The sequence below is a fragment of the Nitratireductor sp. ZSWI3 genome (assembly GCF_024655565.1).
Lineage (GTDB): Bacteria > Pseudomonadota > Alphaproteobacteria > Rhizobiales > Rhizobiaceae > Nitratireductor.
In genome coordinates, this window is sequence record NZ_JANKOF010000076.1 from 1 (window position 1) to 23,283 (window position 23,283).

Annotated in this window: 20 protein-coding genes and 1 tRNA gene; 8 read left to right on the forward strand and 13 right to left on the reverse strand. The window is 64.6% G+C overall.

Going from position 1 to position 23,283, the window contains the following annotated elements:
* Positions 1 to 427, forward strand: a 427-nt coding sequence (locus tag NUU27_RS18955; protein WP_257763721.1) for an OB-fold nucleic acid binding domain-containing protein, incomplete at its 5' end; no start/stop codon positions are given.
* Between the two features lie 364 nt (positions 428 to 791).
* Here NUU27_RS18955 and NUU27_RS18960 read toward each other — a convergent pair.
* Entirely contained in the window at positions 792 to 1,634 is an 843-nt protein-coding gene (locus tag NUU27_RS18960) for an oxaloacetate decarboxylase (RefSeq protein ID WP_257763722.1), read from the reverse strand.
* Between the two features lie 197 nt (positions 1,635 to 1,831).
* Between NUU27_RS18960 and NUU27_RS18965 the strand changes: the two genes are divergently transcribed.
* Complete coding sequence (locus NUU27_RS18965; RefSeq protein WP_257763723.1) at positions 1,832 to 2,761, forward strand: carbohydrate kinase; 930 nt, start codon at positions 1,832 to 1,834, stop codon at positions 2,759 to 2,761.
* Here the strand turns inward: NUU27_RS18965 and cysQ are convergent.
* The 4 genes from cysQ to NUU27_RS18985 form a co-directional block, all read right to left on the reverse strand.
* A complete protein-coding gene (cysQ, locus tag NUU27_RS18970; protein WP_257763724.1) occupies positions 2,750 to 3,562 on the reverse strand; it encodes a 3'(2'),5'-bisphosphate nucleotidase CysQ in 813 nt (270 codons plus the stop codon). The two genes, NUU27_RS18965 and cysQ, sit on opposite strands and share 12 nt — an antisense overlap.
* A gap of 25 nt (positions 3,563 to 3,587) precedes the next feature.
* Positions 3,588 to 5,507 (reverse strand): sulfate adenylyltransferase subunit CysN, encoded by a 1,920-nt coding sequence (gene cysN / locus NUU27_RS18975; protein WP_257763725.1) that lies wholly within the window; start codon positions 5,505 to 5,507, stop codon positions 3,588 to 3,590.
* A 2-nt stretch (positions 5,508 to 5,509) separates the two neighbouring features.
* Positions 5,510 to 6,415, reverse strand: coding sequence for a sulfate adenylyltransferase subunit CysD (gene cysD / locus NUU27_RS18980; protein WP_257763726.1), 906 nt, complete (start codon positions 6,413 to 6,415; stop codon positions 5,510 to 5,512).
* A 227-nt stretch (positions 6,416 to 6,642) separates the two neighbouring features.
* Positions 6,643 to 7,761, reverse strand: a complete 1,119-nt coding sequence (locus NUU27_RS18985) for a DegT/DnrJ/EryC1/StrS aminotransferase family protein (RefSeq protein ID WP_257763727.1) — start codon at positions 7,759 to 7,761, stop codon at positions 6,643 to 6,645.
* Positions 7,762 to 8,075: 314 nt separating this feature from the next.
* Here NUU27_RS18985 and NUU27_RS18990 point away from each other — a divergent pair, with 314 nt between their 5' ends.
* Positions 8,076 to 9,437: a phosphomannomutase gene (locus tag NUU27_RS18990; RefSeq protein ID WP_308219985.1), complete on the forward strand. Its 1,362-nt coding sequence runs from the start codon at positions 8,076 to 8,078 to the stop codon at positions 9,435 to 9,437.
* Positions 9,438 to 9,637: 200 nt separating this feature from the next.
* Here the strand turns inward: NUU27_RS18990 and NUU27_RS18995 are convergent, their stop codons facing one another.
* Positions 9,638 to 10,645 (reverse strand): hypothetical protein, encoded by a 1,008-nt coding sequence (locus NUU27_RS18995; protein ID WP_257763729.1) that lies wholly within the window; start codon positions 10,643 to 10,645, stop codon positions 9,638 to 9,640.
* 375 nt (positions 10,646 to 11,020) lie between these two features.
* Here NUU27_RS18995 and NUU27_RS19000 point away from each other — a divergent pair, with 375 nt between their 5' ends.
* Entirely contained in the window at positions 11,021 to 11,317 is a 297-nt protein-coding gene (locus tag NUU27_RS19000; RefSeq protein WP_257763730.1) for a type II toxin-antitoxin system RelE/ParE family toxin, read from the forward strand.
* A 1-nt stretch (position 11,318) separates the two neighbouring features.
* Complete coding sequence (locus tag NUU27_RS19005; protein ID WP_257763731.1) at positions 11,319 to 11,618, forward strand: addiction module antidote protein; 300 nt, start codon at positions 11,319 to 11,321, stop codon at positions 11,616 to 11,618.
* A gap of 28 nt (positions 11,619 to 11,646) precedes the next feature.
* Here the strand turns inward: NUU27_RS19005 and NUU27_RS19010 are convergent.
* Together NUU27_RS19010 and NUU27_RS19015 are read right to left on the reverse strand one after the other, a co-directional pair.
* Positions 11,647 to 11,721, reverse strand: a tRNA-Gln gene (locus NUU27_RS19010).
* Between the two features lie 102 nt (positions 11,722 to 11,823).
* Positions 11,824 to 12,924, reverse strand: a complete 1,101-nt coding sequence (locus NUU27_RS19015; protein WP_257763732.1) for a DUF2793 domain-containing protein — start codon at positions 12,922 to 12,924, stop codon at positions 11,824 to 11,826.
* 398 nt (positions 12,925 to 13,322) lie between these two features.
* On the opposite strand from NUU27_RS19015, the gene NUU27_RS19020 reads away from it, so the two are divergent.
* Entirely contained in the window at positions 13,323 to 14,729 is a 1,407-nt protein-coding gene (locus NUU27_RS19020; RefSeq protein WP_257763733.1) for a mannose-1-phosphate guanylyltransferase/mannose-6-phosphate isomerase, read from the forward strand.
* Here NUU27_RS19020 and NUU27_RS19025 read toward each other — a convergent pair.
* The 3 genes from NUU27_RS19025 to NUU27_RS19035 form a co-directional block, all read right to left on the reverse strand.
* Positions 14,714 to 15,979 (reverse strand): O-antigen ligase, encoded by a 1,266-nt coding sequence (locus NUU27_RS19025; RefSeq protein WP_257763734.1) that lies wholly within the window; start codon positions 15,977 to 15,979, stop codon positions 14,714 to 14,716. The two genes, NUU27_RS19020 and NUU27_RS19025, sit on opposite strands and share 16 nt — an antisense overlap.
* On the reverse strand, positions 15,976 to 16,965 hold the full coding sequence (gene galE, locus NUU27_RS19030) for a UDP-glucose 4-epimerase GalE (RefSeq protein ID WP_257763735.1): 990 nt from the start codon (positions 16,963 to 16,965) through the stop codon (positions 15,976 to 15,978). The genes NUU27_RS19025 and galE overlap by 4 nt, the downstream gene beginning before the upstream one ends.
* A gap of 95 nt (positions 16,966 to 17,060) precedes the next feature.
* On the reverse strand, positions 17,061 to 17,666 hold the full coding sequence (locus tag NUU27_RS19035) for a biotin transporter BioY (RefSeq protein ID WP_257763736.1): 606 nt from the start codon (positions 17,664 to 17,666) through the stop codon (positions 17,061 to 17,063).
* A 125-nt stretch (positions 17,667 to 17,791) separates the two neighbouring features.
* On the opposite strand from NUU27_RS19035, the gene NUU27_RS19040 reads away from it, so the two are divergent.
* Positions 17,792 to 18,697, forward strand: a complete 906-nt coding sequence (locus NUU27_RS19040; RefSeq protein WP_257763738.1) for an MBL fold metallo-hydrolase — start codon at positions 17,792 to 17,794, stop codon at positions 18,695 to 18,697.
* A gap of 18 nt (positions 18,698 to 18,715) precedes the next feature.
* Here the strand turns inward: NUU27_RS19040 and NUU27_RS19045 are convergent, their stop codons facing one another.
* Positions 18,716 to 19,498, reverse strand: coding sequence for a DUF1499 domain-containing protein (locus NUU27_RS19045; RefSeq protein ID WP_257763739.1), 783 nt, complete (start codon positions 19,496 to 19,498; stop codon positions 18,716 to 18,718).
* A 283-nt stretch (positions 19,499 to 19,781) separates the two neighbouring features.
* On the opposite strand from NUU27_RS19045, the gene NUU27_RS19050 reads away from it, so the two are divergent.
* Positions 19,782 to 20,186, forward strand: coding sequence for a hypothetical protein (locus tag NUU27_RS19050; protein WP_257763741.1), 405 nt, complete (start codon positions 19,782 to 19,784; stop codon positions 20,184 to 20,186).
* A 259-nt stretch (positions 20,187 to 20,445) separates the two neighbouring features.
* Here the strand turns inward: NUU27_RS19050 and ppdK are convergent, their stop codons facing one another.
* On the reverse strand, positions 20,446 to 23,109 hold the full coding sequence (ppdK, locus tag NUU27_RS19055) for a pyruvate, phosphate dikinase (RefSeq protein WP_257763742.1): 2,664 nt from the start codon (positions 23,107 to 23,109) through the stop codon (positions 20,446 to 20,448).
* Positions 23,110 to 23,283 lie beyond the last annotated feature (174 nt).

Genomic DNA, 23,283 nt, shown 5'->3' on the forward strand with positions numbered 1-23,283 from the left:
CGCCCGCCTTCGGCGGCGCGGCATCCTGGAAACCCGGGCGCTCGCCGACACGCCGGCCGGGCGCTTCGTGCGCGTCGCCGGCCTGGTGCTCGTCCGGCAGCGGCCGGGCACGGCGAGCGGCGTCATCTTCATGACGCTGGAAGACGAGACGGGCATCGCCAACGCCATCGTCTGGCCGCGCGTCTTCGAAAGATTCCGCCGCGTCGTCTTCGGCGCCCGCATGGTCGTGGTTGAGGGCGTGCTGCAGAAGGAGAGCGACGTGATCCACGTGGTCGCCCGGCGGCTCACCGACATGACGCCCGAATTGATGGCGGCGATGAGCGAGCCCGAGGCACCGGCGGGGCCGGACTTGCCACCGCTCGAACAAGGCCTGTGGCGCCACCCGCGCGACGTGCGCGTGCTGCCGAAGGGGCGTAATTTTCACTAGAGCATTTTGCAGTCAGGTGGAATCACTTGACGGCCGCATAAATGCGGAAAAACAATAAGATAGAGCGTCCTTTGTGCGTCCAAAAGGACGCACGGCGCTTCTAGCGCATCGGCCCGAAAGAACGACTTACAGCATACTCTGTGCGTCCGAACACAGTATATAACGCATGACGATTTCGATCATGCTTTGACCTCTTGGCAACAGCACCGTGCGTGGTTCGACAAGCTCACCATGAGGGGCGGTATTGGTTGCAAAACCCGTCCTCAACGTCTTGGGAGCTTCCTGCCAAGCGCAACCACCCTCATGGTGAGCTTGTCGAACCACGCACGCACGGCGCTGCCAGCATCGAAGCGGGGCGGGGCAGTCATTGCCGGTCGGCGCATTTGTCCTGTGACATGAGCTGGCTGACGACCCCATCGGGGACCGCATCCGCCGCATAGGTGAAGGTGCCTGTCGACCGCACCTCCTGCGCCGCACGCATCAAAGCACCCAATGCGGCCCGCGCGAACGAGCCGCCGACACTGATGCGCCGCACTCCAGCTTCGGACAGTTCGGCGACGGAGTAACTTTGCCCCTTGAGCCCCATGACCACGTTCACCGGCTTGTCGACGGCGCGGCACACCGTTCTGATCGCCTCGATGTCGGGAAGGCCCGGCGCATAAAGGACATCCGCCCCGGCTTCCGAGAAGGCTTGAAGCCGCCGGATCGTGTCATCCAGATCGGGCCTTCCCCAAAGATAATTCTCGGCCCTGGCCGTCAGCAGGAAGGGCAGCCCGCTTGCTGCTTCCGCCGCGGCGCGAATGCGGTCGACCGCCTCGGAAAGATCGTAGATCGGAGCATCGGGATCACCGGTCGCGTCCTCGATCGATCCGCCGACGAGCCCGACCTCACAAGCCAGGCGCACGGTTTGCGCGCAGGTTCGCGCAGCGGCTCCGAAACCGTCCTCAAGGTCAGCGGAGACCGGAAGATCCGTCGCGCCGACAATTTCGGCGGCGTTCTCGAGAATCTCGCTTCGGGAAAGACCGGCAAAGGAATCCCGCTTGCCCTTCGAGAAGGCATAGCCCGCGCTTGTGGTGGCAAGCGCTTCGAAACCCAGACTGTTCAAGAGACGTGCCGAACCGGCATCCCACGGGTTGGGCATGACGAACGCCTGGTCCTTCTCATGAAGGGCCCTCAGGCGATCGAACTTGGCTTGCTGGTCCGACATCGCTTTCCCTATCGGTGATGCTGCAGCATGCATATCACAGACAGAACATAAAGCGAACAATTTTGCGAGCGCCGCCAACGCCGTTGCAAAACGCCGTTGCCGCGGCTACTGCCTAGATGCAAGGACTTGCAGCGTCCTTTTTGCATCCGAATGGACGCACGGGCGCTGTAGCCGACAGATGAGATGGGAGGCGTTTCATGATCCTTTGCTGCGGCGAGGCTTTGATCGACATGCTGCCGCGCCGGTCGGCCGAAGGCGAGGCCGTCTTCGCACCCTATGCCGGTGGTGCGGTGTTCAACAGCGCCATCGCCGTCGCCCGGCTCGGCTTTTCCTGCGGCTTTTTCACCGGCCTGTCGGACGATCTGTTCGGAACGATGCTGCGCGACAAGCTCATCGAAAGCCGGGTCGATCTCGGCCTGGTGCAGGTCTCCAGCCGCCCCACCACACTGGCCTTCGTCACCCTCACCGACGGGCAGGCCGAGTACCGCTTCTACGACGAGAATACCGCCGGCCGCATGATCGAGCCGGCGCACCTGCCCGCCCTCGGCGCGGATGTGAAGGCCCTGCTCTTCGGCGGCATAAGCCTGGTGTCGGAACCCTGCGGATCGGCCTATGAAGCGCTGATGGCGCGGGAAGCGGCCACGCGCGTCACCATGCTCGATCCGAACATCCGCCCTGCCTTCATCGCCGATCCGGCCGGTCACCGCGCGCGCATCGGCCGCATGGTGGCCATGGCCGATATCGTCAAGATCTCGGCCGACGACCTCGACTGGTTCGGCGAGCCCGGCGATGCCGACGCGATCGCCGCCCGATGGCTCGACCGCGGCCCGAGCCTCGTCGTGCTCACCGACGGCGGCAAGGGCGCCACCGCCTATATGAAGGGCCAGAAGGTCTTCGTCCCGGCAAGCCCGGTTGAGGTGGTCGACACGGTGGGGGCCGGCGACACGTTCAACGGCGCCCTTCTCGCAGCCTTCGGCAATGCCGGGCTGCTGACGAAAGAGAGCATCGCAGCCCTCGGCCGCGACGCGCTCGCCGAGGCGATCGCCTTTGCCTCGCGCGCAGCCGCCGTCACGGTTTCGCGCGCCGGGGCCAATCCGCCATGGAAGGAAGAGCTGTCAGCCGCCTGAGGCCGGCGCGCCCTCGGCGATGAAGGACGGGCTGACGAAAGCCTCCAGACCCGCGCCGTTCTTCGGACCATAGGTCAGCGCCAGGCCGTCCAGCGTGCGTGCCGTGCCGCCTGAGGCCCGCAGGATCGCATCGCCGGCCGCCGTGTCCCATTGCATGGTGCGGCCGTAGCGCGGATAGAGATCCGCATCGCCGCGCGCGATCATGCAGAATTTCAGCGAGGAGCCGATCGACACCGTCTCGGCGCCGGGATGGCGGGCGATGAAGGCGTGCGTCTCGTCGGTGCAGTGGGAACGGCTGGCAAGGATCACCGGCGGCGTTTGCCGCGGCCGCGCCCGGATCTCGCGGCGGGCCTGCGGCGCGCCGGCCCCGACCTGCATCTCGAAGGCGACGCCCGGCCGTGCCGAATAAAGCAGCGCGCGCGCCGGCGCATAAACGACGCCGAGCGCCGGTGCGCCGGCGCGGATCATGGCGATATTGACGGTGAAGTCCGGCCGCCTCTCGATGAACTCGCGCGTGCCGTCGAGCGGGTCGACCAGCAGGAAATTGCCGTCGCCGCAGGCCGGGATGACACCGCCCGACGCCTCTTCCTCCGAAACGCAGGGCGTGCCGAGACCGGCCTTGGCGAAACCGTCGAGGATGACGCGCTCGGCGGCCCGGTCGGCCACCGTCACCGGCGAGGCATCGGCCTTCTGCTCGACCTCGAAACCGGTCTCGTAATGGCTCATGATGGCCGCCCCCGCGGCCAGCGCCAGGTCTTCGAACAGCGCCAGAAGCGCTGCATCATCCTTCATCATGCCCATGGGGCTCGGGCTCCCGGTCAAGCCTTCAGCAATAGCCGCGTTCCTTGAGCCAGGCTTCCAGATCGTCAACCAGCTCTTCCGGCGTGCGGCCGGTGGTCGAGATGTGGATATCAGCCCTTTCCGGCGTCTCATAGGGTGAATCGACACCGGTGAAGTTTTTGATCTCGCCCTTCAGCGCCTTTGCATAAAGGCCCTTCGGGTCGCGGCGGGCGCATTCCTCGAAGGGCGTGTCGACGAACACTTCGACGAACTCGCCCTCGTTCATCAGCTCGCGCGCCATGCGGCGCTCGGCACGGAACGGCGAGATGAAGGAGACGAGCACGATCAGTCCGGCATCGGCCATCAGCTTCGCCGTCTCGGCGACGCGGCGGATGTTTTCCACCCGGTCCTCGTCGGAGAAGCCGAGATCGCGGTTCAGCCCGTGGCGCACATTGTCCCCGTCGAGGATGTAGGTGTGGCGGCCGGCTGCGTGCAGCTTCTTGTCGAGAAGATTGGCGATGGTCGACTTGCCCGATCCCGACAGCCCCGTGAACCACAGGACGGCCGGCTTTTGATGCTTGATCTCGGCGCGCGACTGGCGCGTCACGTCGAGCGCCTGCCAATGGATGTTGGCGGCACGGCGCAGCGGACGCAGGATCATGCCGGCGCCGACGGTCGCGTTGGTCAGCCGGTCGATCAGGATGAAGGCGCCGGTCGTGCGGTTGTCTGCAAAGGCATCGAAGGCGATCGGCGCCTGCAGCGAGAAATGGCAGTGGCCGACCTCGTTGAGCTCCAGGCTGGTGGCCGCTTCCTGGGCGGAGTTGTTGATGTTGCGCCGGTGCTTCAGCTGACTCACCGTCGCCGACACCTCGTCCGTCTCGGTGCGCAGGATGTAGGAGCGGCCGGGCAGAAGCGGCTTTTCGTCGAACCAGACGAGGTTGGCGGCGAATTGATCGGCCACGTGCGGGCGCGCCTCCGGCGTCACCAGCATGTTGCCGCGCGACAGCTCCACCTCGTCCTCGAGAAGCAGCGTCACGGCCTGGCCTTCCACCGCCTCGTCCAGATCGCCGTCACGCGTGACGATGCGCCTGATCTGCGACCGCTTGCCGGACTTGGCGACCGTCACCGGGTCGCCCACCGCGATCCTGCCGGAGGCGACGGTGCCGGCAAAGCCGCGGAAATTGAGGTTTGGGCGCGAGACATACTGCACCGGAAAGCGGAACGGCCGCCCTTCGGCGTGCGCGTCGATGTCGACATTCTCCAGATGCTCGATCAGCGACGGCCCCCGATACCAGGGCGTCTTGCCCGAGGAGAGCGTGACGTTGTCGCCGTAGCGCGCCGACATCGGGATCGGCTGGATCGAATCGAACCCCAGCTCCTCGGCGAACGAGCGGTAGTCCTCGACGATGCGCTCGAAGGTGGCGCGGTCGAAGCCGACGAGGTCGATCTTGTTCACCGCCAGCACGATATGACGGATGCCGAGCAGCGAGGCGATCATCGAATGGCGGCGCGTCTGCGGCAGGATGCCCTGGCGCGCATCGACCAGCACGATGGCGAGATCGGCCGTCGAGGCCCCCGTCGCCATGTTGCGCGTGTATTGCTCGTGGCCAGGCGTGTCGGCGACGATGAACTTGCGCTTCGGCGTGGAGAAGAAGCGGTAGGCGACGTCGATCGTGATGCCCTGCTCGCGCTCGGCCTCCAGGCCATCCACCAGCAGCGCGAAGTCGATCTCGTCGCCGACCGTGCCGTGCTTCCTCGAATCGCGCTCGAGCGCGGCAAGCTGGTCCTCGAAGATCAGCTTCGTGTCGTAGAGCAGCCGGCCGATCAGCGTCGACTTTCCGTCGTCGACCGAGCCACAGGTCAGGAAGCGCAGCAGCCCCTTGTTCTCCTGTGCCGCGACATAATCGCCGATATCGACGAGGGCGTCCTCGTCTTTCCTCAGCAGCGCGCTGTTGGCTGTCAGCATGATCAGAAATACCCTTCGCGCTTCTTCTTTTCCATGGAGCCCGCTTCGTCGCGGTCGATCAGCCGGCCCTGCCGCTCGGAGGTGCGGGCCGTCAGCATCTCGCCGACGATCTCCTCAAGCGTCGTCGCGGTCGAGGAGATGGCGCCGGTCAGCGGGTAGCAGCCGAGCGTGCGGAAGCGCACCATGCGCTCTTCGACCTTCTCTCCGGGCTGCAGGCGCATGCGGTCGTCATCGACCATGATGGTCATGCCGCCGCGCTCCACCACCGGCCGCTTCTTGGCGAAGTAGAGCGGCACGATCGGGATGTCTTCCTGCAGGATGTATTGCCAGATGTCCTGCTCGGTCCAGTTGGACAGCGGGAAGACGCGGATCGATTCGCCCGGCGCCACGCGGGTGTTGTAGATCTTCCACATTTCCGGGCGCTGGTTCTTCGGGTCCCAGCCATGCCCGGCCGAGCGAAACGAGAAGATGCGCTCCTTGGCGCGCGACTTCTCCTCGTCGCGCCTGGCGCCGCCGAATGCCGCATCGAAGCCGTACTTGTCGAGCGCCTGGCGCAGGGCAACGGTCTTCATCACATGGGTGTGCGTGTTGGAGCCGTGATCGATGGGGTTGATCCCCTCGCGCACGCCGTCCTCATTGATGTGGACGAGCAGGTCGAAACCCAGCCTCTCGGCCATCCGGTCGCGAAATTCGATCATCTCGCGGAACTTCCAGGTGGTGTCCACATGCAGGAAGGGAAAGGGCGGCTTGGCGGGATAGAAGGCCTTCATGGCCAGATGCATCAGCACCGACGAATCCTTGCCGATGGAATAGAGCATCACCGGGTTGGAAAAGGTCGCCGCCACTTCGCGGAAGATGTGGATCGCCTCGGCTTCCAGCCTGTCGAGATGGGTAAGGGCTACCGGCATGTCTTGGCCTTCGCATGTCTATCGCTCTGCCCGGCAAGGGGAGGCGCCGGATCCTGACAGTGAGGTACCATGCGCCTTTCCGGCTGCTCAAGGCGGGCGCGCCCAAGCCGACCCCGGTTTGCGAGGCGGTTTTTGCGTTGTTTCCGGCAAAGGGGGAAAGGCATTTCAGAATGCAAAAAAGGCCCGTTCCGACGGGCCTTTTTGGGGATCCGCCGCAGGGCGGAAGCTCATGCAGGAAGCGCGGCGCGGATCGTCTGGACGATGCGGTCCTGATCGGCTTCGCTGAGATAGGGATGCATCGGCAGGCACAGGATGCGCTGCGGCAGGCTTTCCGAAACCGGCAGGCCACCCGGCGCGCGGGCGAACATCTCATAGGCCTTCTGCAGGTGCAGAGACTTCTCGTAATAGATCACCGAAGGGATGCCCTCGGCGGACAGTTTCTGGCGCACCGCATCGCGATGTTCCGTCTCGATCGCGTATTGCGCCCAGGCCGAGCGGTAGCCTGCGGGCACCTGCGCCACCTTCACCGCATCGCCGAGCCCCTCGGCATAGCGGGCGGCGACCGCCTGGCGCTTCTCCATCTCGTCGGGCAGGATGGCGAGCTTCTCGATCAGGATCGCCGCCTGGATCGTGTCGAGGCGCGAGTTGAGACCGACGCGCACATTGTCATACTGACTGGCGCCCTTGCCGTGGAAGGCGATCGAGCGCAGCACCTCGGCCAGATCGTCGTCGTCGGTGAACATGGCACCGCCGTCCCCGTAGCAGCCGAGCGGCTTGGCGGGGTAGAAGCTGGTCGAGGCCACATGGCCGAAGGCACCGCATTGCTTGTTGCCGCGCCGGCCGCCGATCGATTGGGCCGCGTCCTCGATGATGCGCAAGCCCTCGCGCGAGGCGATCGCATCGATCACGTCGTAATCGGCCGCCAGGCCGAACAGGTCGACCGGGATGATCGCCCTGGGCGTCAGGCGGCCTTCCATCTTGATGTGGTCGATCGCCGCCGTCAGGCTCTTGGGGTCGATGTTGTAGGTGTCGGGATCGATGTCGACGAACACCGGCTCGGCGCCGGCCAGGGCAACCACCTCGGCGGTCGCCGCAAAGGTGAAGCTCGGGCAGAACACCGCGTCGCCCGGACCGATGCCATAGGCCATCAGCGGCATCAGCAGCGCATCCGTGCCGTTGGCGCAGGCAACGGCGTGCTTGGCGCCGATGTATCTGGCGATCTGCTCCTCGAAGGCGCCGACTTCCGGCCCCAGAATGTAGCGCCCCTCGGCCACGACCTTGTCAATGGCGGCCGCGAGTCGGTCCTTGATGCGCTCCCGCTGAGCGCCGAGATCGATGAATTGCATATATAGCCCAATCAGATGCGGGGTGATTCCGCTTTGCCCCGAACGTTGAATACGGATGCGCGGCAAGATGCGCAACCAAGCACTTCATTCAAACTGTCGTTTCGCCTGTTACACGAGGTGAACGGCGAAGTGCCGGTGTCCATCAACATGCCATGTTGCAGTCATGCCGCACCTCTATCTAATCTCCACCTGCTGCCTCCCAGTGGCATGACCTCAACGCAACCACCCAATCAAAAGTCAATCAACCGCTGCGATGTTCGATACTCAGGAATATCTTCGGCTTCGCCGGCACAATCGTTGAAATGGAAAAAATTATGGGCGCCCCTTTCAAAGCGTATGACGTTCGCGGCCGCATTCCGGCTGAAATCAATGTTCCCTTCGCCTATCGCTTCTCACAGGCGCTCAAGCAAAGCCTCCAGCCGGGCCTCGTCGTCGTCGGCCACGACATGCGCCTCGACAGTCCGGCGCTCGCCGAGGCGCTGACTCAGGGCCTGCTCGACAGCGGCGTCGACGTGAAGCCGGTCGGTCGCTGCGGCACCGAGGAAGTCTATTTCCACACCGCCGCCACCGGCGCCGATGCCGGCCTGATGGTGACGGCCAGCCACAACCCGCCCGATTACAACGGCATCAAGATGGTTCTGAAGGGCGCCTCGGCGGCAACGCCCGACAACGCCTTCAATCCCATCGAGGAGATCATGCGCTCCGATGCGGTGCTCGAGCCGGTGGCGAGCTATGCCGAGCGCGGCACGCTGCACGAGACGCCCGATCGCAACGCCTATATCGAGCGCCTGCTGGCCGAGGTCGCCGGCCAGGACCTGAAGCCGCTGAAGATCGTCTGCCATGCCGGCAATGGCTGCGCCGGGCCGATCATCGATCTTCTTGAAAAGCACCTGCCCTTCACCTTCATCAAGATCGACCACGAGCCCGATCCGCGCCTGCCCAACGGCGTGCCCAACCCGCTCCTGCCGGAAAAACGCGCCAAGGCGAGCAAGGCCGTCGTCGAGCACGGGGCAGATCTCGCCATTGCCTGGGACGGCGATTTCGACCGCTGCTTCCTCTACGACCACAAGGGCCGCTTCGTCGAAGGCTATTATCTCGTCGGCATGATCGCCCAGTCGCTGCTGGCCAAGAGCCCCGGCGCCACGATCCTCTACGACCCACGGCTCACCTGGAACACGATCGACGTGGTGGAAAAGGCGGGCGGCATCGCCAAGCCGTGCCGCACCGGCCATGCCTATTTCAAGAAGATGATGCGCGAGGAAAACGCCGTCTATGGCGGCGAGATGAGTGCCCACCACTATTTCCGCGACTTTTCCTATTGCGATTCGGGCATGCTCGCCTGGCTCGACGTGGTGGCCGAGCTGTCGTCCGGCGGGGCCTCCCTTGCCGAGCGTCTGGAAGAGCGCATCGCCGCCTATCCCTGCTCCGGCGAGATCAACTTCACGGTCTCCGACGCGGCGGCCGTGCAGGCCCGGATCTCGGAGCATTTCATGCCCAAGAACCCGGAACTCGAGACCATCGACGGGCTCGGCATGATGTTCGGCGACTGGCGCTTCAACCTGCGCGCCTCCAACACCGAGCCGCTCCTGCGCCTCAACGTCGAGGCCCGCGGCGACGAGGCGCTGCTCAAGGCCAGGGTCGAGGAGATCACGGCGCTGATCCAGAAGGCCGCCTGAGCGAAGCCGGCCCGCCCGCCGGTTCACGAAGGCCCGCCGGAGCGATCCAGCGGGCTTTTTGATTCGGGCATATTGCATCATGTCGGCCTGATCCGCATGTGCCAAGACCTAAGACATGAAAGAAGCTGCCTACAAGCCGATCCGCGCCGATCTACTAGAAGCCCACCGCACACCACGGCGGGTATTTTAGCGAACGGCTGCTATCCGAGGCGTTGTAGCGTGCCTCCAATATTAATCAGGTATCCAAAGCGGACCCCGTCATTTCCCCGCTGATTCTCCGGTATCTCCCCCACCGCCACTTGAAATTGCCCCAGTGCCGCCGTGTGTTTTGCAGCAAGATACGCCAACAGAAGCTCTGCCGCGTCGTGCAACTGGATTGTTACTTCTTCCATAAATTGGCCGAGCGGCATCCGCTCAATCGGGGTATCATTATGAATGACCCGGATCATGGGTTCTTCTAGAATGCGATCCGCTGTTAACTGGTAGTCTCGTACTTCGAGTTGTTGTGTTGTCTTCGGATGCTCTACGCAGTGGCGGGCGTTCCGAATGATCTTTCCGAAGTTCGCAAGCTCCTTGGCGAATAAGGTAAACTCGTCCTGATTGCCGTAGCGTGTCTCGACCACGGCCGCAAAACCGTCCAACCACTTGCCGGCTTTCTGCATTTCCTCCGGATAGAATAGCGCGCATGTCTTATAGAGGCCCTGAAATGCGTGCTCGGTTTTTTGAATGAAGCTCTTCACCCGCCCCTCTAATCCGGAAATCGCGGGCATCCGAAATGCCCTTTCTTGTGGAGGGATGATTGCGGCATCGGCAGCTACCTTCAGCTTTATGAATTCATCTGAAGTTTCCTGTGCCGCTATCACATCCTTCAAAATTTCCAGGGCGCTCAAAAGGACAGCATTCCAGTCGATCATTTCAATCAGTCGGTGCTCTCTGAACAATTCTCGCGCTGTTAGTAGGATTCGACGAACGCTTTCAGAATTGGACCCGCTATTAAGGACGAGCTGTTGCGTGTTTGGTATATCGGCACGCGTACGCTGTGGGTCTATCTCGTCGGCCATAGCTAATAAGTAAATAGCCTTTTCTTTAATAACGTAGAGCCTTTCGGCAATCGTGATCATACCGGTGATTGCGCCGTCTGAGGCATCACCAACTGTCATCCCGACGGCGGACTCTCTCAACTTATCAATTGGCCGTTTGTCGATCATACCGCGCAGATTCCCGCCGGAGAGGGACATCTCCCTTAAAAAGCTAGCCCAGTAGCAAGGTCTGTGGAGCGGATTTGCCTGTCAAGAGTCCGGCGTGTGTCCGGCCGTTTGATTTTCCACCAACCAAGGCTCACGTGAATCACCCACGCGACTATAACACGTCGAACGTTTGAATTTTCTCTAAGCGACTGCTTTTATTTATATAATAGGTCATGGCTGGGGTTCCTGGAAGCATTTAAAACTTGGTGTGTCTCGCCTCCAGCGGAGATGAAGGCGCTTGTGGCGGATGCGGAGACGCCTGAAGAGGTATGAGTATATCGATCGCCACTGATAACCATGGTTGACACATGCAAAAGCGATAACTACAGTTAACATATGATTGAGCTGATCAAGAGTGCCGCATTCGATCGTTGGCTACGTAGCTTGCGAGACAGGCGGGCCACAGCGCGTATTCAGGCGAGACTTGATCGGCTTGCAAGTGGAAATCCCGGCGACGTCAAACCCGTAGGCGGTGGAATTTCCGAGATGCGGATTGCTTATGGTCCAGGCTACAGGGTCTATTACATGCAAAGAGGACCAATCGTTGTCATCCTGCTTTCGGGCGGCGACAAGTCTTCTCAACAATCCGACATCGCCAGGGCCAAAGAAATTGCCGCACAGTGGAAGGACTGAGATGATGAGCAGTGAGACCTTCAGCCGCTACGATACGGCAGATTATCTCAAAAACGAGGAAGACATCATTGCTTACTTGGAAGCGGTGATGGAAGAAGGTGGCGACGATCCCGCCTATATTGCGCGCGCGCTTGGCGTGGTTGCGCGCGCGCGCAATATGAGCCAGCTCGCGCGCGATGTAGGAATGAGCCGCGAAGGGCTCTACAAGGCGCTTTCCGAGGATGGGAATCCCAGCTTCGCCACGATTATGAAAGTTGCTCACGCGCTGGGATTGCGCTTGGGCTTCAAGCCGGCCGCATAATCGCGCTTGGACGAATTTGAGCATAGTTTGGCTGGGGCGGCAGGATTCGAACCTGCGAATGACGGTACCAAAAACCGTTGCCTTACCACTTGGCGACGCCCCAATGCCGGGCGAGGCGGTGGATAGCAGAAGGGCGGGCCGCCGACAAGGAGGGGATTGGCCCAAAACCGTGGGCAATCCCCTCGCCGCTCGCCGCGCCGGCGGCTCACGCCATCCAGAAGCCCCACAAGCGCGTCGTGCCCGCCGGCACATAGCCGTCGAGCGTGCCGAAGAACTGCTGCAGTTCCACCGTGTCGCCCGCCGCGAGCACCGCCATCGCCTGAAGGTTCAGCGCACTTTCCGAGCCGTCCGTCGCCAGTTGCGCCAGATCAGACGTCACCAGCGGGGCGGTGAGGTCTGTCGTTCCGTTCAGCACCAGCTTCGCCTTGAGAGGCGCCGGCACGTTGCTTCCGTTCTGCTTCCAGCCGATCGATGCGCCGAAGGCGTAGAGCCCGGCAGCCGGCGCCGTGAACCGGTTCGTCCCGCCATCGAAGGCACCCTGGTCGTTCTGGTCGGCGATGTTGATGGCGACCCGGGTCCAGGTGTCGGCGGCCAGATACTGGTCGTAATCGATGTGGCCGAGGAACCGTGCGTTGCCCGGCAGCGCCACCAGACCGCTCGCCCCGTCGACGCGGATCGCGTCGCTGAACGCCGATCCGTCTGCGGAGACCGACAGGCGCCAGTCGTCGGAGCCGAACAGCCCCATGAGCGCCTTCGTCACGAAGCCCGTCTGCAGGAGCAGGCCGACATCGTCGCCGGCCGCCTCCTTGTTCATCGTGTAGAAGAGGTCGCCGTCGCCGCCCTCGCTCGCATAGCGGGCGGTCCACAGCGCCTTGTTGAGCTTGGCGGAGAAGGGGTTGGCGGCGTCCGCCGTCGTGCCGATGCCGACGAGCGCCGCGTTCTGCAGGATCGCGCCGCTTTCGGGAATGCCGTCATACGGCTGCCAGCCCGAGCCGTCATGGACGAGGATGCGCGCCTCGTCCTCGATCCAGGCCCGCCAGCCGGCGCGCGGCGAAAGGCGCTCCCAGGCCCCGTCGACGAAATGGGCGACCGCCCCATCCCAGCCCGTCCACGCATCATCCGCGCCAGCCGCCACGATGTAGCGGTCTCCGTCGGCGGGCGCCGGCGGCGGAGACGCAAGGTCCCGATCAGCCACCGAGAGCTGCAGCAGCCCGTCGAGCATCCGCAGCGCCTCGTTATGGGTCACGTGCTTCTGTGCCTGCTGCGGCATGATGTAGGGGAGTCCGAGATGTGTGGTTTCTTCCATCGCCTGTTCCTCGCGCTGTCGCCGAGAAGCATAGGCCGCTGCGGAGGCGCGGGGAGTGGCGGTCAACGGGCGCCGCCAGCTGCTCCCCGAGCCGCTCCCAGCCGGCCCGGCGATTTTGCCGCGCAGGAAGCGCTTCGCCGCCTCTTCTTCGCCTTGAACGGGCGATAGGCGAGGAGAAAATCCGGTTCGGTGGTATCGCGCTATCCCCATTTTCCGGGACAGCTTCTATGATGGAGCGGTTGCCTACACCGCATGTCAACGTTTCAAATTCACAATCCGCGCGAGCATGCCCGAGCGGCATGGCGACCGTCAGGACCCGCAACAGGTGAGTTGACCATCAAGGCTGCATCGTCCAACCGTCTGCCCGCACGAACGCGCGTATTTGAGAAGGAAGTTTCATGTTCTTGCCCGTAATCATGGCTGGCGGTTCCGGAACGCGGCTCTGGCCGGTCTCCCGCGAGCATTATCCGAAGCAGTTCTGCACGCTCGTGGGTGACGGCACCATGCTGCAGCAGACCGTCCGGCGGCTGGACGGGCTCGGCTGTCCGCCGCCGCTGGTCATCTGCAACGAGGAGCATCGGTTTCTCGCCGCCGAGCAATTGCGCCTGTCGGGCATCGAGAATTCGCCGATCATCCTGGAGCCGGTCGGCCGCAACACGGCGCCGGCGATCACGCTGGCCGCGCTCAGCGCCACCCATAACGGCGAGGACCCGCTGCTTCTGGTGATGCCGGCCGACCATCTCATCACGGACATACCGGCCTTCCATGCCGGGCTCGAAAAGGCTGAGCGGCTGGCCCGCGACGGCCGCCTCGTCACCTTCGGCATCGTGCCCGGATCCCCCGAGACCGGCTTTGGCTATATTCGCCGCGGCGGCCCCATCGGCGCCGACGGTTTCGCCGTCGCCGGTTTTGAGGAAAAACCCGATCTCGACACCGCCAGGGCCTATCTCGACGCCGGCGACTGCTACTGGAACAGCGGCATGTTCATGTTCCGGGCCGGCATCTATCTCGCCGAGATGCGTAAGCACGCGCCCGCCATGCTGGAAGCCTGCGAGGCGGCGATGGCGGAGCCCAAGGCCGACGCGCAGTTCATCCGCCCCGACCGGACCGCCTTCGAGGCCTGTCCGTCGGATTCGATCGACTATGCGGTGATGGAAAAGACCGACCGCGCCGCCGTCGTGCCGCTCGATGCCGGCTGGAACGACATCGGTTCCTGGTCGGCGATCTGGGACGCCATGGACAAGGATGCCGACGGCAATGCGCTGAGCGGCGACGTGCTGCAGGTGGGCTCGAAGAACAGCATCGTGGCGGCCGGCAAGCGGCTCGTCGCCGTGGTCGGCGTCGACAATCTCGTGGTCGTCGAAACGCCGGATGCCGTGCTCGTCGCGCGCCGCGACGCGGTGCAGCAGGTCAAGGAGGTGGTCGGCAGGCTGCGGGCGCTCGACCGCAGTGAGTATGTGAACCACCGCAAGGTCTACCGCCCCTGGGGCAACTACGATTCCATCGACGTCGGAGAGCGCCACCAGGTCAAGCGCATCACGGTCAAGCCGGGCGCCAAGCTGTCGGTGCAGAAGCACCACCACCGCGCTGAGCACTGGGTGGTCGTGCGCGGAACGGCCAAGGTGCTGAAAGGCAGCGAGACGATCATGCTCAGCGAGAATGAATCGACCTACATTCCGCTCGGCGAGATCCATGCCCTGGAAAATCCCGGCAAGATCCCGCTCGAGCTGATCGAGGTGCAGTCCGGTTCCTATCTCGGCGAAGACGACATCGTTCGCCTGGAGGACCGTTACGGCCGCGTCTGACCTCCCGCCGCATCATCGGCGGGGCTCCCGCCGGCGGCCAGCGCCGAGCTTCCGGCCGCCAGGTAGACGCCGGTGATCAGGAAGATCATGAAGACCGAATCCAGGATGTCGTGTCCGAAGATCAGGTTGACGCTGCCGCCGACGACATAGACGCAGAACAGGGCGACGAGGATCAACGCGCCGAACCGCGCCGTCGGCTCCTCGTTGTCCTGCAGCGTCCGCAAGGCGATCACCAGGATGGTGGCGAAGATGCCGATCACGGCGCCGCCGCTCAGCACGCCCCCTTCGACGAAGGCCGTGATGAAGCCGTTGTGGAAATGCGAGAAACTGCGGCCGACGCCGTAGTCGGCGCCCAGATGCTCGCCGATCAGCGCCGCCGTGTTCTGCACGCCGTGCCCGATCAGAAGATCGCCTGCGATCAGCTTTGCGCCGATCTCCCACAGCGCGACGCGCAGCCCCGAGGAGGTGCTGTAATCGCCGCTTCCGGCCAGCTCGTAGAGCTCCTCGCCGAGCAGCTCCATGCGGCTGACGACAATGCCCGACGCCAGAATGCCGACCGCCAGAACCGCCAGGAGGACGCCCAGCATGCGCCCTTCGAGCACGTCCTTCAGCCGCGTCCGGCACAGGAACAGGACGACCACCGTGGCGCCGATCATCACGCCCCAGACGGAGCGCGATTGCGAATAGAGCACCGCCAGGAAGGCAGCGGCATAGGCCACCATCAAGACAGGTGCCTTGTCCCGCGCCCGCTCGATGGTCAGCGCGCCGGCAAGGCAGACCAGCCCCGCCAGGCAGGCGACGTCGGCGAACACCAGCGCATTTCCCGCCCCACCCTCGGCGCGCATCCCGATCAGATGATGCTGGATCAGCGCCAGAACGAGCGCCCCGCAGGCGGCAACGGCGCTGCCCCAGACCGCCGCCTGCGCCACCTCCTGCCGGTCGGAGATCGTCCACACCGAATAGGAGAAGGGAAATAGCAGGAACGTTGCGAAGGGCAGGAGCTTGACCGCGGCCGCGGCAGAGGGTCCGTTCGCCAGAAAGGCGACGACGTTGGCTGCGACGTAAACCAGCATCAGCGCCGTCAGCACCCGCAAGGGCCGGTCGGGGCTGAAGCGCCGCCGGCCGGAAACGACCTCGAAACCGCACCACAACGCCCCACCATGCCAGATGAAGCTCACCACCGAGCCGAGAACCGGCGCGGTGGCAAAGCAGGCGAAGGTGAAGAGCCGGTTGACCTGGCGATAGGTCATTGCCGGTTGCGCCGGGCGAGCTTTGCTTCCCAGCTCAGCGCGTGACCGACGATCTCGTCGAGTTGGTCGTGCTTCGGCTGCCAGCCCAGTTCCTGCCGGCAGCGTTCGGCGCTGGCGACGATCGCCACCGCATCGCCGGGGCGCCGGCCACTCACCCGCACGTCGAAGTCGGTCTTCGCCACCTTCTTGACCGCATCGATCACCTCGAGCACCGAGTAACCCTTGCCGTAGCCGCAATTGGCGACGAGGCTGCCGCCCCCCTCGCGCATCCGCTGCAGGGCGAGATAATGGGCGTTCACGAGGTCGGAAACGTGCACATAGTCGCGCACGCAGGTCCCGTCGGGCGTATCGTAGTCGGTGCCGAACACCTCCATGTGCGATCGCTTGCCGGTGGCCGTCTCGCAGGCCACCTTGATGAGATGCGTCGCGCCCTTGGTCGACTGGCCGGTGCGCAGCTGCGGGTCGGCGCCCGAGACGTTGAAATAGCGCAGGGCCGTGTAGTCGAAATCGTGGGCGGCCGCGCAGTCGCGCAGCATCAGCTCCGTCATCATCTTCGACGTGCCGTAGGGCGATTCGGGCAGCAGCCGGGCGTCCTCGGTGACCGGAAAGGTCGCCGGGCTGCCATAGACCGCAGCCGTCGACGAGAAGATGAAGCGCTTCACGCCGCAGCGAATCGCACTGTCGATCAGATCGCGCGATTTGGCGGTGTTGTTGAGATAGTAGCCGAGGGGGTCGGCGACCGATTCGGGCACGATGATGGAACCGGCGAAGTGGATGATCGCGTCGACATCGTGCTTCCTGATGGTCTCCTCGACCAGTGGCTGATCGGCGATGTCGCCGACCACTAGGGTCGCAGCCTCCGCAACGGCCCAGTCAAAGCCGGTGCTGAGACGATCCAGAACGACCACCGTCTCCCCGTGGTCGATGAGTTCCCAAACCATATGGCTACCTATGTAGCCGGCCCCCCCGGTTACCAAAACAGCCATTGAAAACCTTCTCCAGAAATACAACGGGCCGGACATCTCTATCCGGCCCGCATGAAGCGTTTATCACCGAAAGCGGCGATTGCGTGGCATTACGGCTATTCGCGCGTGATGCCGAGGCCGCGCAGCAGCGCCCAGGCTGCCGGCATCAGGCAGGCGGCCAGGGCAACCTTGATGAGATCCGGCAGGATGAACGGCGCGACGCCGAACTGCCATGCCTTGTCGGCGCCGATCAGGCCGGCAAGCCAGGCGAAACCGAGCGCCATCAACGCCGCCTCGGCCACCAGCATCGCGCCGGCGAGCTTCACCGGGTTGCGGTCCCAGCCGCGATCGGCAGCCCAGCCGGCGATGGCCGCCATGGCCACGAAGCCGATCAGGAAGCCGCCCGTTGGGCCGACCATATAGGCAAGGCCGATGCCCTTTTCCGGCGTGCTCTGGAAGACAGGAAGCCCCATCGCGCCTTCGGCGAGGTAGAGAAGCAGGGTCGCGATGCCGAGCCGCATGCCGAAGGTGGCGGCGATGAGCAGGATCGCCAGCGTCTGCAGCGAGAGATCGACAGGCCCCAGCACCACTTTCGTCTTCGCCGAAAGGGTCAGGAGCAAGGTGGCGCCGAGCGCCAGGAAAAATTGGGTCGCAAAGCGCCGGGCGCCCTGCTCCGGCAGCGTTAAGGACACGAGTGGTCTGGAAGCGATCGCCAGGGACATGGTACCTCCGTTGGTGCTGATGCAAACAAAGCGCTTGGATTCTCCTATAGGCGCTTCCATGATATGCGGCAACCACGTCGACCACCCGCGGTCGCCCTGCCCCAGCTTTTCCGGAACGCTCGCCCATGGCCCTTGAATTCGACACGACCTTCGACCCCGCCTATGGCGTGCCTGTCGAGGTCGGACCGGATGTCTTCCGCCTCACCGTCAACAACCCGAGCGCCTTCACCTTCCACGGCACCAACAGCTATGTCGTCGGCCGAAAGGCTCTGGCCGTGATCGATCCCGGTCCCGACGACGAAGCGCATTTCCAGGCTCTTATCGAGGCGATCGGCGGGCGGCCGGTGAGCCACGTCTTCGTCAGCCACACGCATCGCGATCATTCGCCGCTCGCCACCCGCCTTGCCCGGCACACCGGGGCGATTGTCTGCGCCGAAGGCCCGCACCGCCCGGCCCGGCCGCTGCGCATCGGCGAGACGAACCCGCTCGATGCCAGCGCCGACCTGGAGTTCCGGCCCGACCTGACACTGGCCGACGATGCGCTCGTCGAAGGCGACGGCTGGGTGCTGCGCGCCGTGCACACGCCGGGCCATGCGGCCAACCACACGGCCTTCGCGCTCGAAGGGACCGGCCTCCTGTTTTCGGCCGATCACGTCATGGCCTGGTCGACCTCCATCGTCGCGCCGCCGGACGGCGCGATGTCCGACTACATGGCCTCGCTCGACAAGCTGCTGGCGCGCGACGACCGCCTTCTCCTGCCGGGTCACGGCGGTCCCGTCACGCAGCCCGGGCGCTTCATGCGCGGGCTGAAGGCGCACCGCAAGATGCGCGAGCGGGCGATCCTGGAACGCATCACCCGCGGCGACCGCAGCATTGCGCAGATGGTGCGCGCCATCTATCGCGAGACGGATCCGCGCCTGCACGGCGCGGCCGGGCTTTCCGTGCTCGCCCATCTGGAGGATCTCGTGGCGCGCGGCGCGGTGGCGACGGAGGGCGCTCCCTCCATCGACGGGCTCTACTTCCCGGTGTGAGGCGCAGCCACGCCCGCCTCAGACACCGGCCAGCATGGTCATGCGCTGGTCGAGTTCTTCGAAGAACGCCTTGATGCGCGCCGCATTGTCACCCAGATCGTGCCGCCCGTAGCGCGAGGCCGAGCGCATATCGACAAAGGTCGCCGTCTGGTCGTCCTCGATGCGGATCACCACGTCGCTGACGAAGCCCAGGAAGAAGGTGTGCGCCGTTCCCTCGATCAGGGTGCGGTTGCCGGCCGGTATCGCCTGCAGCCCCTGCCTCGGTTCCCAGCCCCGCTCGTTCATCATGGCCATCACCACCTCGACGACGTTCTCGGCGGCATGCTCGTAGCGGCGGCCCGTCACAGCCGGATACTGCTCCTTCTGCACAGCGGCCAGATCCGGGCCGATGGCATCATCGATCCGGTTCATCGCGCTCGTTCTCGATCGCGGGGCCATGATGAAGGCCGGCGGATTCTCGAGATCGGTGGAGATATCGACGAGGCGCGGATGCTCGACGACGCGCAGCAAGGATATGCCATAGGGCGTCAGGACGAGGAGCGCGACGAAGATGCCGAAGCCGGCCTCGAGCGCCCCGCCGACCCCATGCTCCCACGCCTGCGCCAGCGTCACCGCTCCGAGCACCAGGGCAAGCAAGGCGAGCAGGCAGACGAGACCCAGGAGCCACAGGAACGGCACGGTTTCGACCAAGCCAAACCGGTGCCCGGCGCCGGCGACCAGGAGAAGCGCCGCCGAGAAGAAGGCCAAGCGGCGGCACCAAGGGGCCGTCGATGATTGTTCCTGCGTCAGGATCGCCGTCATGTTCCGTCTCGAGCCGCGCGCTGCAAACCCACATCCATAGGTCCGGCGCCCCGAACCATCCGTTCAGGACGCCGTATCGTTTTGCGGAAGACAGCCTGAAGTTTCAATCCCCTGGGCGGGATGTCTGACAAATTGATTCAGGTTCGCAGGTTGCCGCGCCTTCCACGCCCGGACCCTCGGCTTCCGGTTATTGCTGCATAAGTCCGCCATATTGCAGCCATGCTCGATGGCACAATACAATAGGCCAATCGGGCGGGTGCGGAAGAATGATGTGAGGTCCGCCATGGAAACATCGCTCCTGGAAACAGGCGAGGCACCGGCTGCTCCGCTGGAGCTGGTCGAGCTGGAACTGGCGCTGAACCACCAGGACTGCGTGGCCCTCGGGTTCGAGGGCACGGTGAACCATGCGCTCGAGCAGGTGCGCGGAACCCTTCTGTTCCAGATGCGCCTCGACGGCGTCGACGACTGCGACTGGGTTGCGGCGGTGGCGCTGGAGAGCATGGAGAGCTTGGTCTTCGCGCTCGTGGTGCAGCACACCGACAGCGAATCCCTCCGCGTCGAGAGCATCGAGGCCAGTGAGCTTCCCGTGGCCCGCATCGTCAACGCCTATGCCGGGCTGATGGCGACGCTCGACCGCATCCCGGACGGCGAAGCCGCCATCCAGACGCCGGGGCCTATGTCGTCCTGATCGCTTGGCGGAGCCTGTCTTCAAAGACACCCAGGGCAGGGCAATCGAGAACCATGCAGCCGTTTCCGTCATCAACGCTGAGCTTCGAGTTGGTGAGGTGGGTGGAGGTGGTGCGCAAAGGTGAAGGCCACCTTCTCCCCGCACGCGGGGAGAAGCAAGCCGTCATCAACTCTGAACGATATGTGGAATTGCCCCGACAGAAGAACTGAGCGGTCTTGCGGCTGCCATCGGCGATTACCCTGCCCCCAGGGCGACGAACTCAGGAGCGGCTGATCGCCGCCTGCGCCGCCGCCAGCCTGGCGATGGGCACACGGAAGGGCGAACACGAGACATAGTCGAGGCCGACCGTCTCGCAGAAGCGGATCGAGGCGGGATCGCCGCCATGCTCGCCGCAGATGCCCAGCTTGATGTCGGGGCGCACCGACCTGCCCTTCTCCGTCGCGATCCGCACCAATTCGCCGACCCCGTCCACGTCCAGCGACACGAACGGATCCTGCTCGATGATGCCGCGCGCCCGGTAGGCTTCCAGGAACGAGGCCGCATCGTCGCGCGAAATGCCGAAGGTGGTCTGCGTCAGGTCGTTGGTGCCGAAGGAGAAAAACTCGGCGCTGCCGGCGATCTCGTCGGCGCGAAGAGCCGCGCGCGGCAATTCGATCATGGTGCCGACCAGATAATCGATCTCGACGTCCTGCTCTGCCATCACCTCCTTCGCCACGGCGTCGATGCGCGCCTTGACGAAGTTCAGTTCGGCGAGCATGCCCACCAGCGGCACCATCACCTCCGGCACCACGGGGGCGCCCGTCTTGGCAGCGGCCTGCGCCGCCGCCTCGAAGATGGCACGCGCCTGCATTTCGGCGATCTCGGGATAGGAGACTGCCAGGCGGCAGCCGCGGTGACCGAGCATCGGGTTGAACTCGTGCAGGGCTTCGGTGCGCTGGCGCAGCTTCTCCGGCGCAACGCCCATGGCGTTCGCCACCTCGGCGATCTCCTCTTCCGTCTTCGGCAGGAACTCGTGCAGCGGCGGGTCGAGCAGGCGTATGGTGACCGGCAGACCCGCCATCACCTCGAAGATCTCGACGAAATCCGATCGCTGCATGGGCAGGAGCTTGGCCAGCGCCGCGCGCCGCTCGCTCTCGGTGTCGGCGAGGATCATCTCGCGCATGGCCAGGATGCGGCCGTCCTCGAAGAACATGTGCTCGGTGCGGCACAGGCCGATCCCTTCGGCGCCGAAGGAACGCGCCGTGCGCGCATCCGCCGGCGTCTCGGCATTGGCCCTCACCTTCATGCGCCGTGCCTCGTCGGCCCAGCCCATGATGGTCGAGAAGTCGCCGGAAAGCTCAGGCTGCAGCATCGGCACCGCGCCCTTCAGCACCTGGCCGGTGCCGCCGTCGATGGTGATGGTATCGCCGGCCCTGAAGCTCTGGCCCATGGCGAGAAGCGTGCCGGTCTTGTGGTCGACGCGCAGCGAGCCGGCACCCGACACGCAGGGCTTGCCCATGCCGCGCGCCACCACGGCGGCGTGGCTCGTCATGCCGCCGCGCGTGGTGAGGATGCCTTCGGCCGCGTGCATGCCATGGATGTCCTCCGGGCTCGTCTCGACGCGCACCAGGATCACCTTGCGCCCCTCGGCTCTGGCCTCCTCGGCCGCCTCGGACGAAAACACGATCTCGCCGGTGGCAGCGCCCGGCGAAGCCGGCAGGCCGATGCCGATGACGTCGCGCTGCGCCGTGGGATCGATGGTCGGATGCAGCAGTTGATCGAGCGAGGCCGCGTCGATGCGCGAAACCGCCTCCTGAGGGGTGATCAGCCCCTCATTCGCCATGTCGACCGCCACCTTGAGCGCCGCGCTCGCCGTGCGCTTGCCCGAGCGCGTCTGCAGCATCCACAATTTGCCGCGCTCGATGGTGAACTCCAGATCCTGCATGTCGCGGTAGTGCCGCTCCAGCGTGTCGGCGATCCCGATGAAGGAGGCGAAAGCCTCCGGCATCAGCTTTTCGAGCGACGGCTTGTCGGAACCGGCCTCGATCCGCGCCGCCTCGGTGATGTTCTGCGGCGTGCGGATGCCGGCCACCACGTCCTCGCCCTGCGCGTTGACCAGGAACTCGCCATAGAGCGCCTTCTCGCCGGTCGAGGGGTTGCGCGTGAAGGCGACGCCGGTCGCCGAATCCTCGCCGCGGTTGCCGAACACCATGGCCTGCACGTTGACCGCCGTGCCCCAGCTTTCGGGGATGTCGTGCAGCCGGCGATAGGTGACGGCACGCGGGTTCATCCACGAGGAGAACACCGCCCCCACCGCACCCCAGAGCTGCTCCTGCGGATCCTGCGGGAACGGCGCGCCGAGCTCGCTCTCGATCCGGCCCTTGTAGAGCGCGATCACGTTCTGCCAGTCGCCGGCGGAAAACTCGGTGTCGACCTCGTAGCCGAGCCGCGCCTTCTCCTCCTCGAGGATCTCCTCGAACAGGTCGTGGTCGAGACCCAGCACGACATTGCAGTACATCTGGATGAAGCGGCGGTAGCTGTCATAGGCGAAGCGCGCGTCGCCGGCCTCCGCCGCCACCGCCTCGACCGTCCTGTCGTTGAGGCCGAGATTGAGCACCGTGTCCATCATGCCCGGCATGGAGGCGCGCGCCCCGGAGCGCACGGAAACCAGAAGCGGCCGCTCGCCGTCGCCGAAGTGCCGGCCGGCGATCCTGCCGACCGCGTCGAGGGCTGATGCGACCTGCGTCTTCAGTTCGTCCGGATACGACCTTCGGTTGGCATAATAGTGGGCGCAGAGTTCGGTGGTGATCGTGAAGCCCGGCGGCACAGGCAGCCCGAGGCTGCACATTTCCGCCAGGTTTGCGCCTTTGCCGCCGAGCAGATTCCGATCGCCCGCGCCGCCTTCCGCATGTCCATCGCCAAACACATAGACCCACTTGGTCATGCCGCTTTCCCCTTCCGGTCAAGACTGCCGGCGCCTGGAAGAAAACCCGCCGGCTACGGAAGGCAGCGTTAAGGGCCGGCGCCCGCCAGCGCAAGGCCGCCAGGCCGCTCCGCCGCGTCTTTATCGATTGAAAAGGGAAGATTTCTTCCAGCGGGAAGGGGCGGGCGTCGACGC

Bases quoted from the DNA above. Each gene is read 5' to 3' on its own strand.
- NUU27_RS18960 (WP_257763722.1), bottom strand. From the start codon at position 1,634: ATGTCGGACCAGCAAGCCAAGTTCGATCGCCTGAGGGCCCTTCATGAG.
- NUU27_RS18965 (WP_257763723.1), top strand. From the start codon at position 1,832: ATGATCCTTTGCTGCGGCGAGGCTTTGATCGACATGCTGCCGCGCCGG.
- cysQ (WP_257763724.1), bottom strand. From the start codon at position 3,562: ATGGGCATGATGAAGGATGATGCAGCGCTTCTGGCGCTGTTCGAAGAC.
- cysN (WP_257763725.1), bottom strand. From the start codon at position 5,507: ATGCTGACAGCCAACAGCGCGCTGCTGAGGAAAGACGAGGACGCCCTC.
- cysD (WP_257763726.1), bottom strand. From the start codon at position 6,415: ATGCCGGTAGCCCTTACCCATCTCGACAGGCTGGAAGCCGAGGCGATC.
- NUU27_RS18985 (WP_257763727.1), bottom strand. From the start codon at position 7,761: ATGCAATTCATCGATCTCGGCGCTCAGCGGGAGCGCATCAAGGACCGA.
- NUU27_RS18990 (WP_308219985.1), top strand. From the start codon at position 8,076: ATGGGCGCCCCTTTCAAAGCGTATGACGTTCGCGGCCGCATTCCGGCT.
- NUU27_RS18995 (WP_257763729.1), bottom strand. From the start codon at position 10,645: ATGATCGACAAACGGCCAATTGATAAGTTGAGAGAGTCCGCCGTCGGG.
- NUU27_RS19000 (WP_257763730.1), top strand. From the start codon at position 11,021: ATGATTGAGCTGATCAAGAGTGCCGCATTCGATCGTTGGCTACGTAGC.
- NUU27_RS19005 (WP_257763731.1), top strand. From the start codon at position 11,319: ATGATGAGCAGTGAGACCTTCAGCCGCTACGATACGGCAGATTATCTC.
- NUU27_RS19015 (WP_257763732.1), bottom strand. From the start codon at position 12,924: ATGGAAGAAACCACACATCTCGGACTCCCCTACATCATGCCGCAGCAG.
- NUU27_RS19020 (WP_257763733.1), top strand. From the start codon at position 13,323: ATGTTCTTGCCCGTAATCATGGCTGGCGGTTCCGGAACGCGGCTCTGG.
- NUU27_RS19025 (WP_257763734.1), bottom strand. From the start codon at position 15,979: ATGACCTATCGCCAGGTCAACCGGCTCTTCACCTTCGCCTGCTTTGCC.
- galE (WP_257763735.1), bottom strand. From the start codon at position 16,965: ATGGCTGTTTTGGTAACCGGGGGGGCCGGCTACATAGGTAGCCATATG.
- NUU27_RS19035 (WP_257763736.1), bottom strand. From the start codon at position 17,666: ATGTCCCTGGCGATCGCTTCCAGACCACTCGTGTCCTTAACGCTGCCG.
- NUU27_RS19040 (WP_257763738.1), top strand. From the start codon at position 17,792: ATGGCCCTTGAATTCGACACGACCTTCGACCCCGCCTATGGCGTGCCT.
- NUU27_RS19045 (WP_257763739.1), bottom strand. From the start codon at position 19,498: ATGACGGCGATCCTGACGCAGGAACAATCATCGACGGCCCCTTGGTGC.
- NUU27_RS19050 (WP_257763741.1), top strand. From the start codon at position 19,782: ATGGAAACATCGCTCCTGGAAACAGGCGAGGCACCGGCTGCTCCGCTG.
- ppdK (WP_257763742.1), bottom strand. From the start codon at position 23,109: ATGACCAAGTGGGTCTATGTGTTTGGCGATGGACATGCGGAAGGCGGC.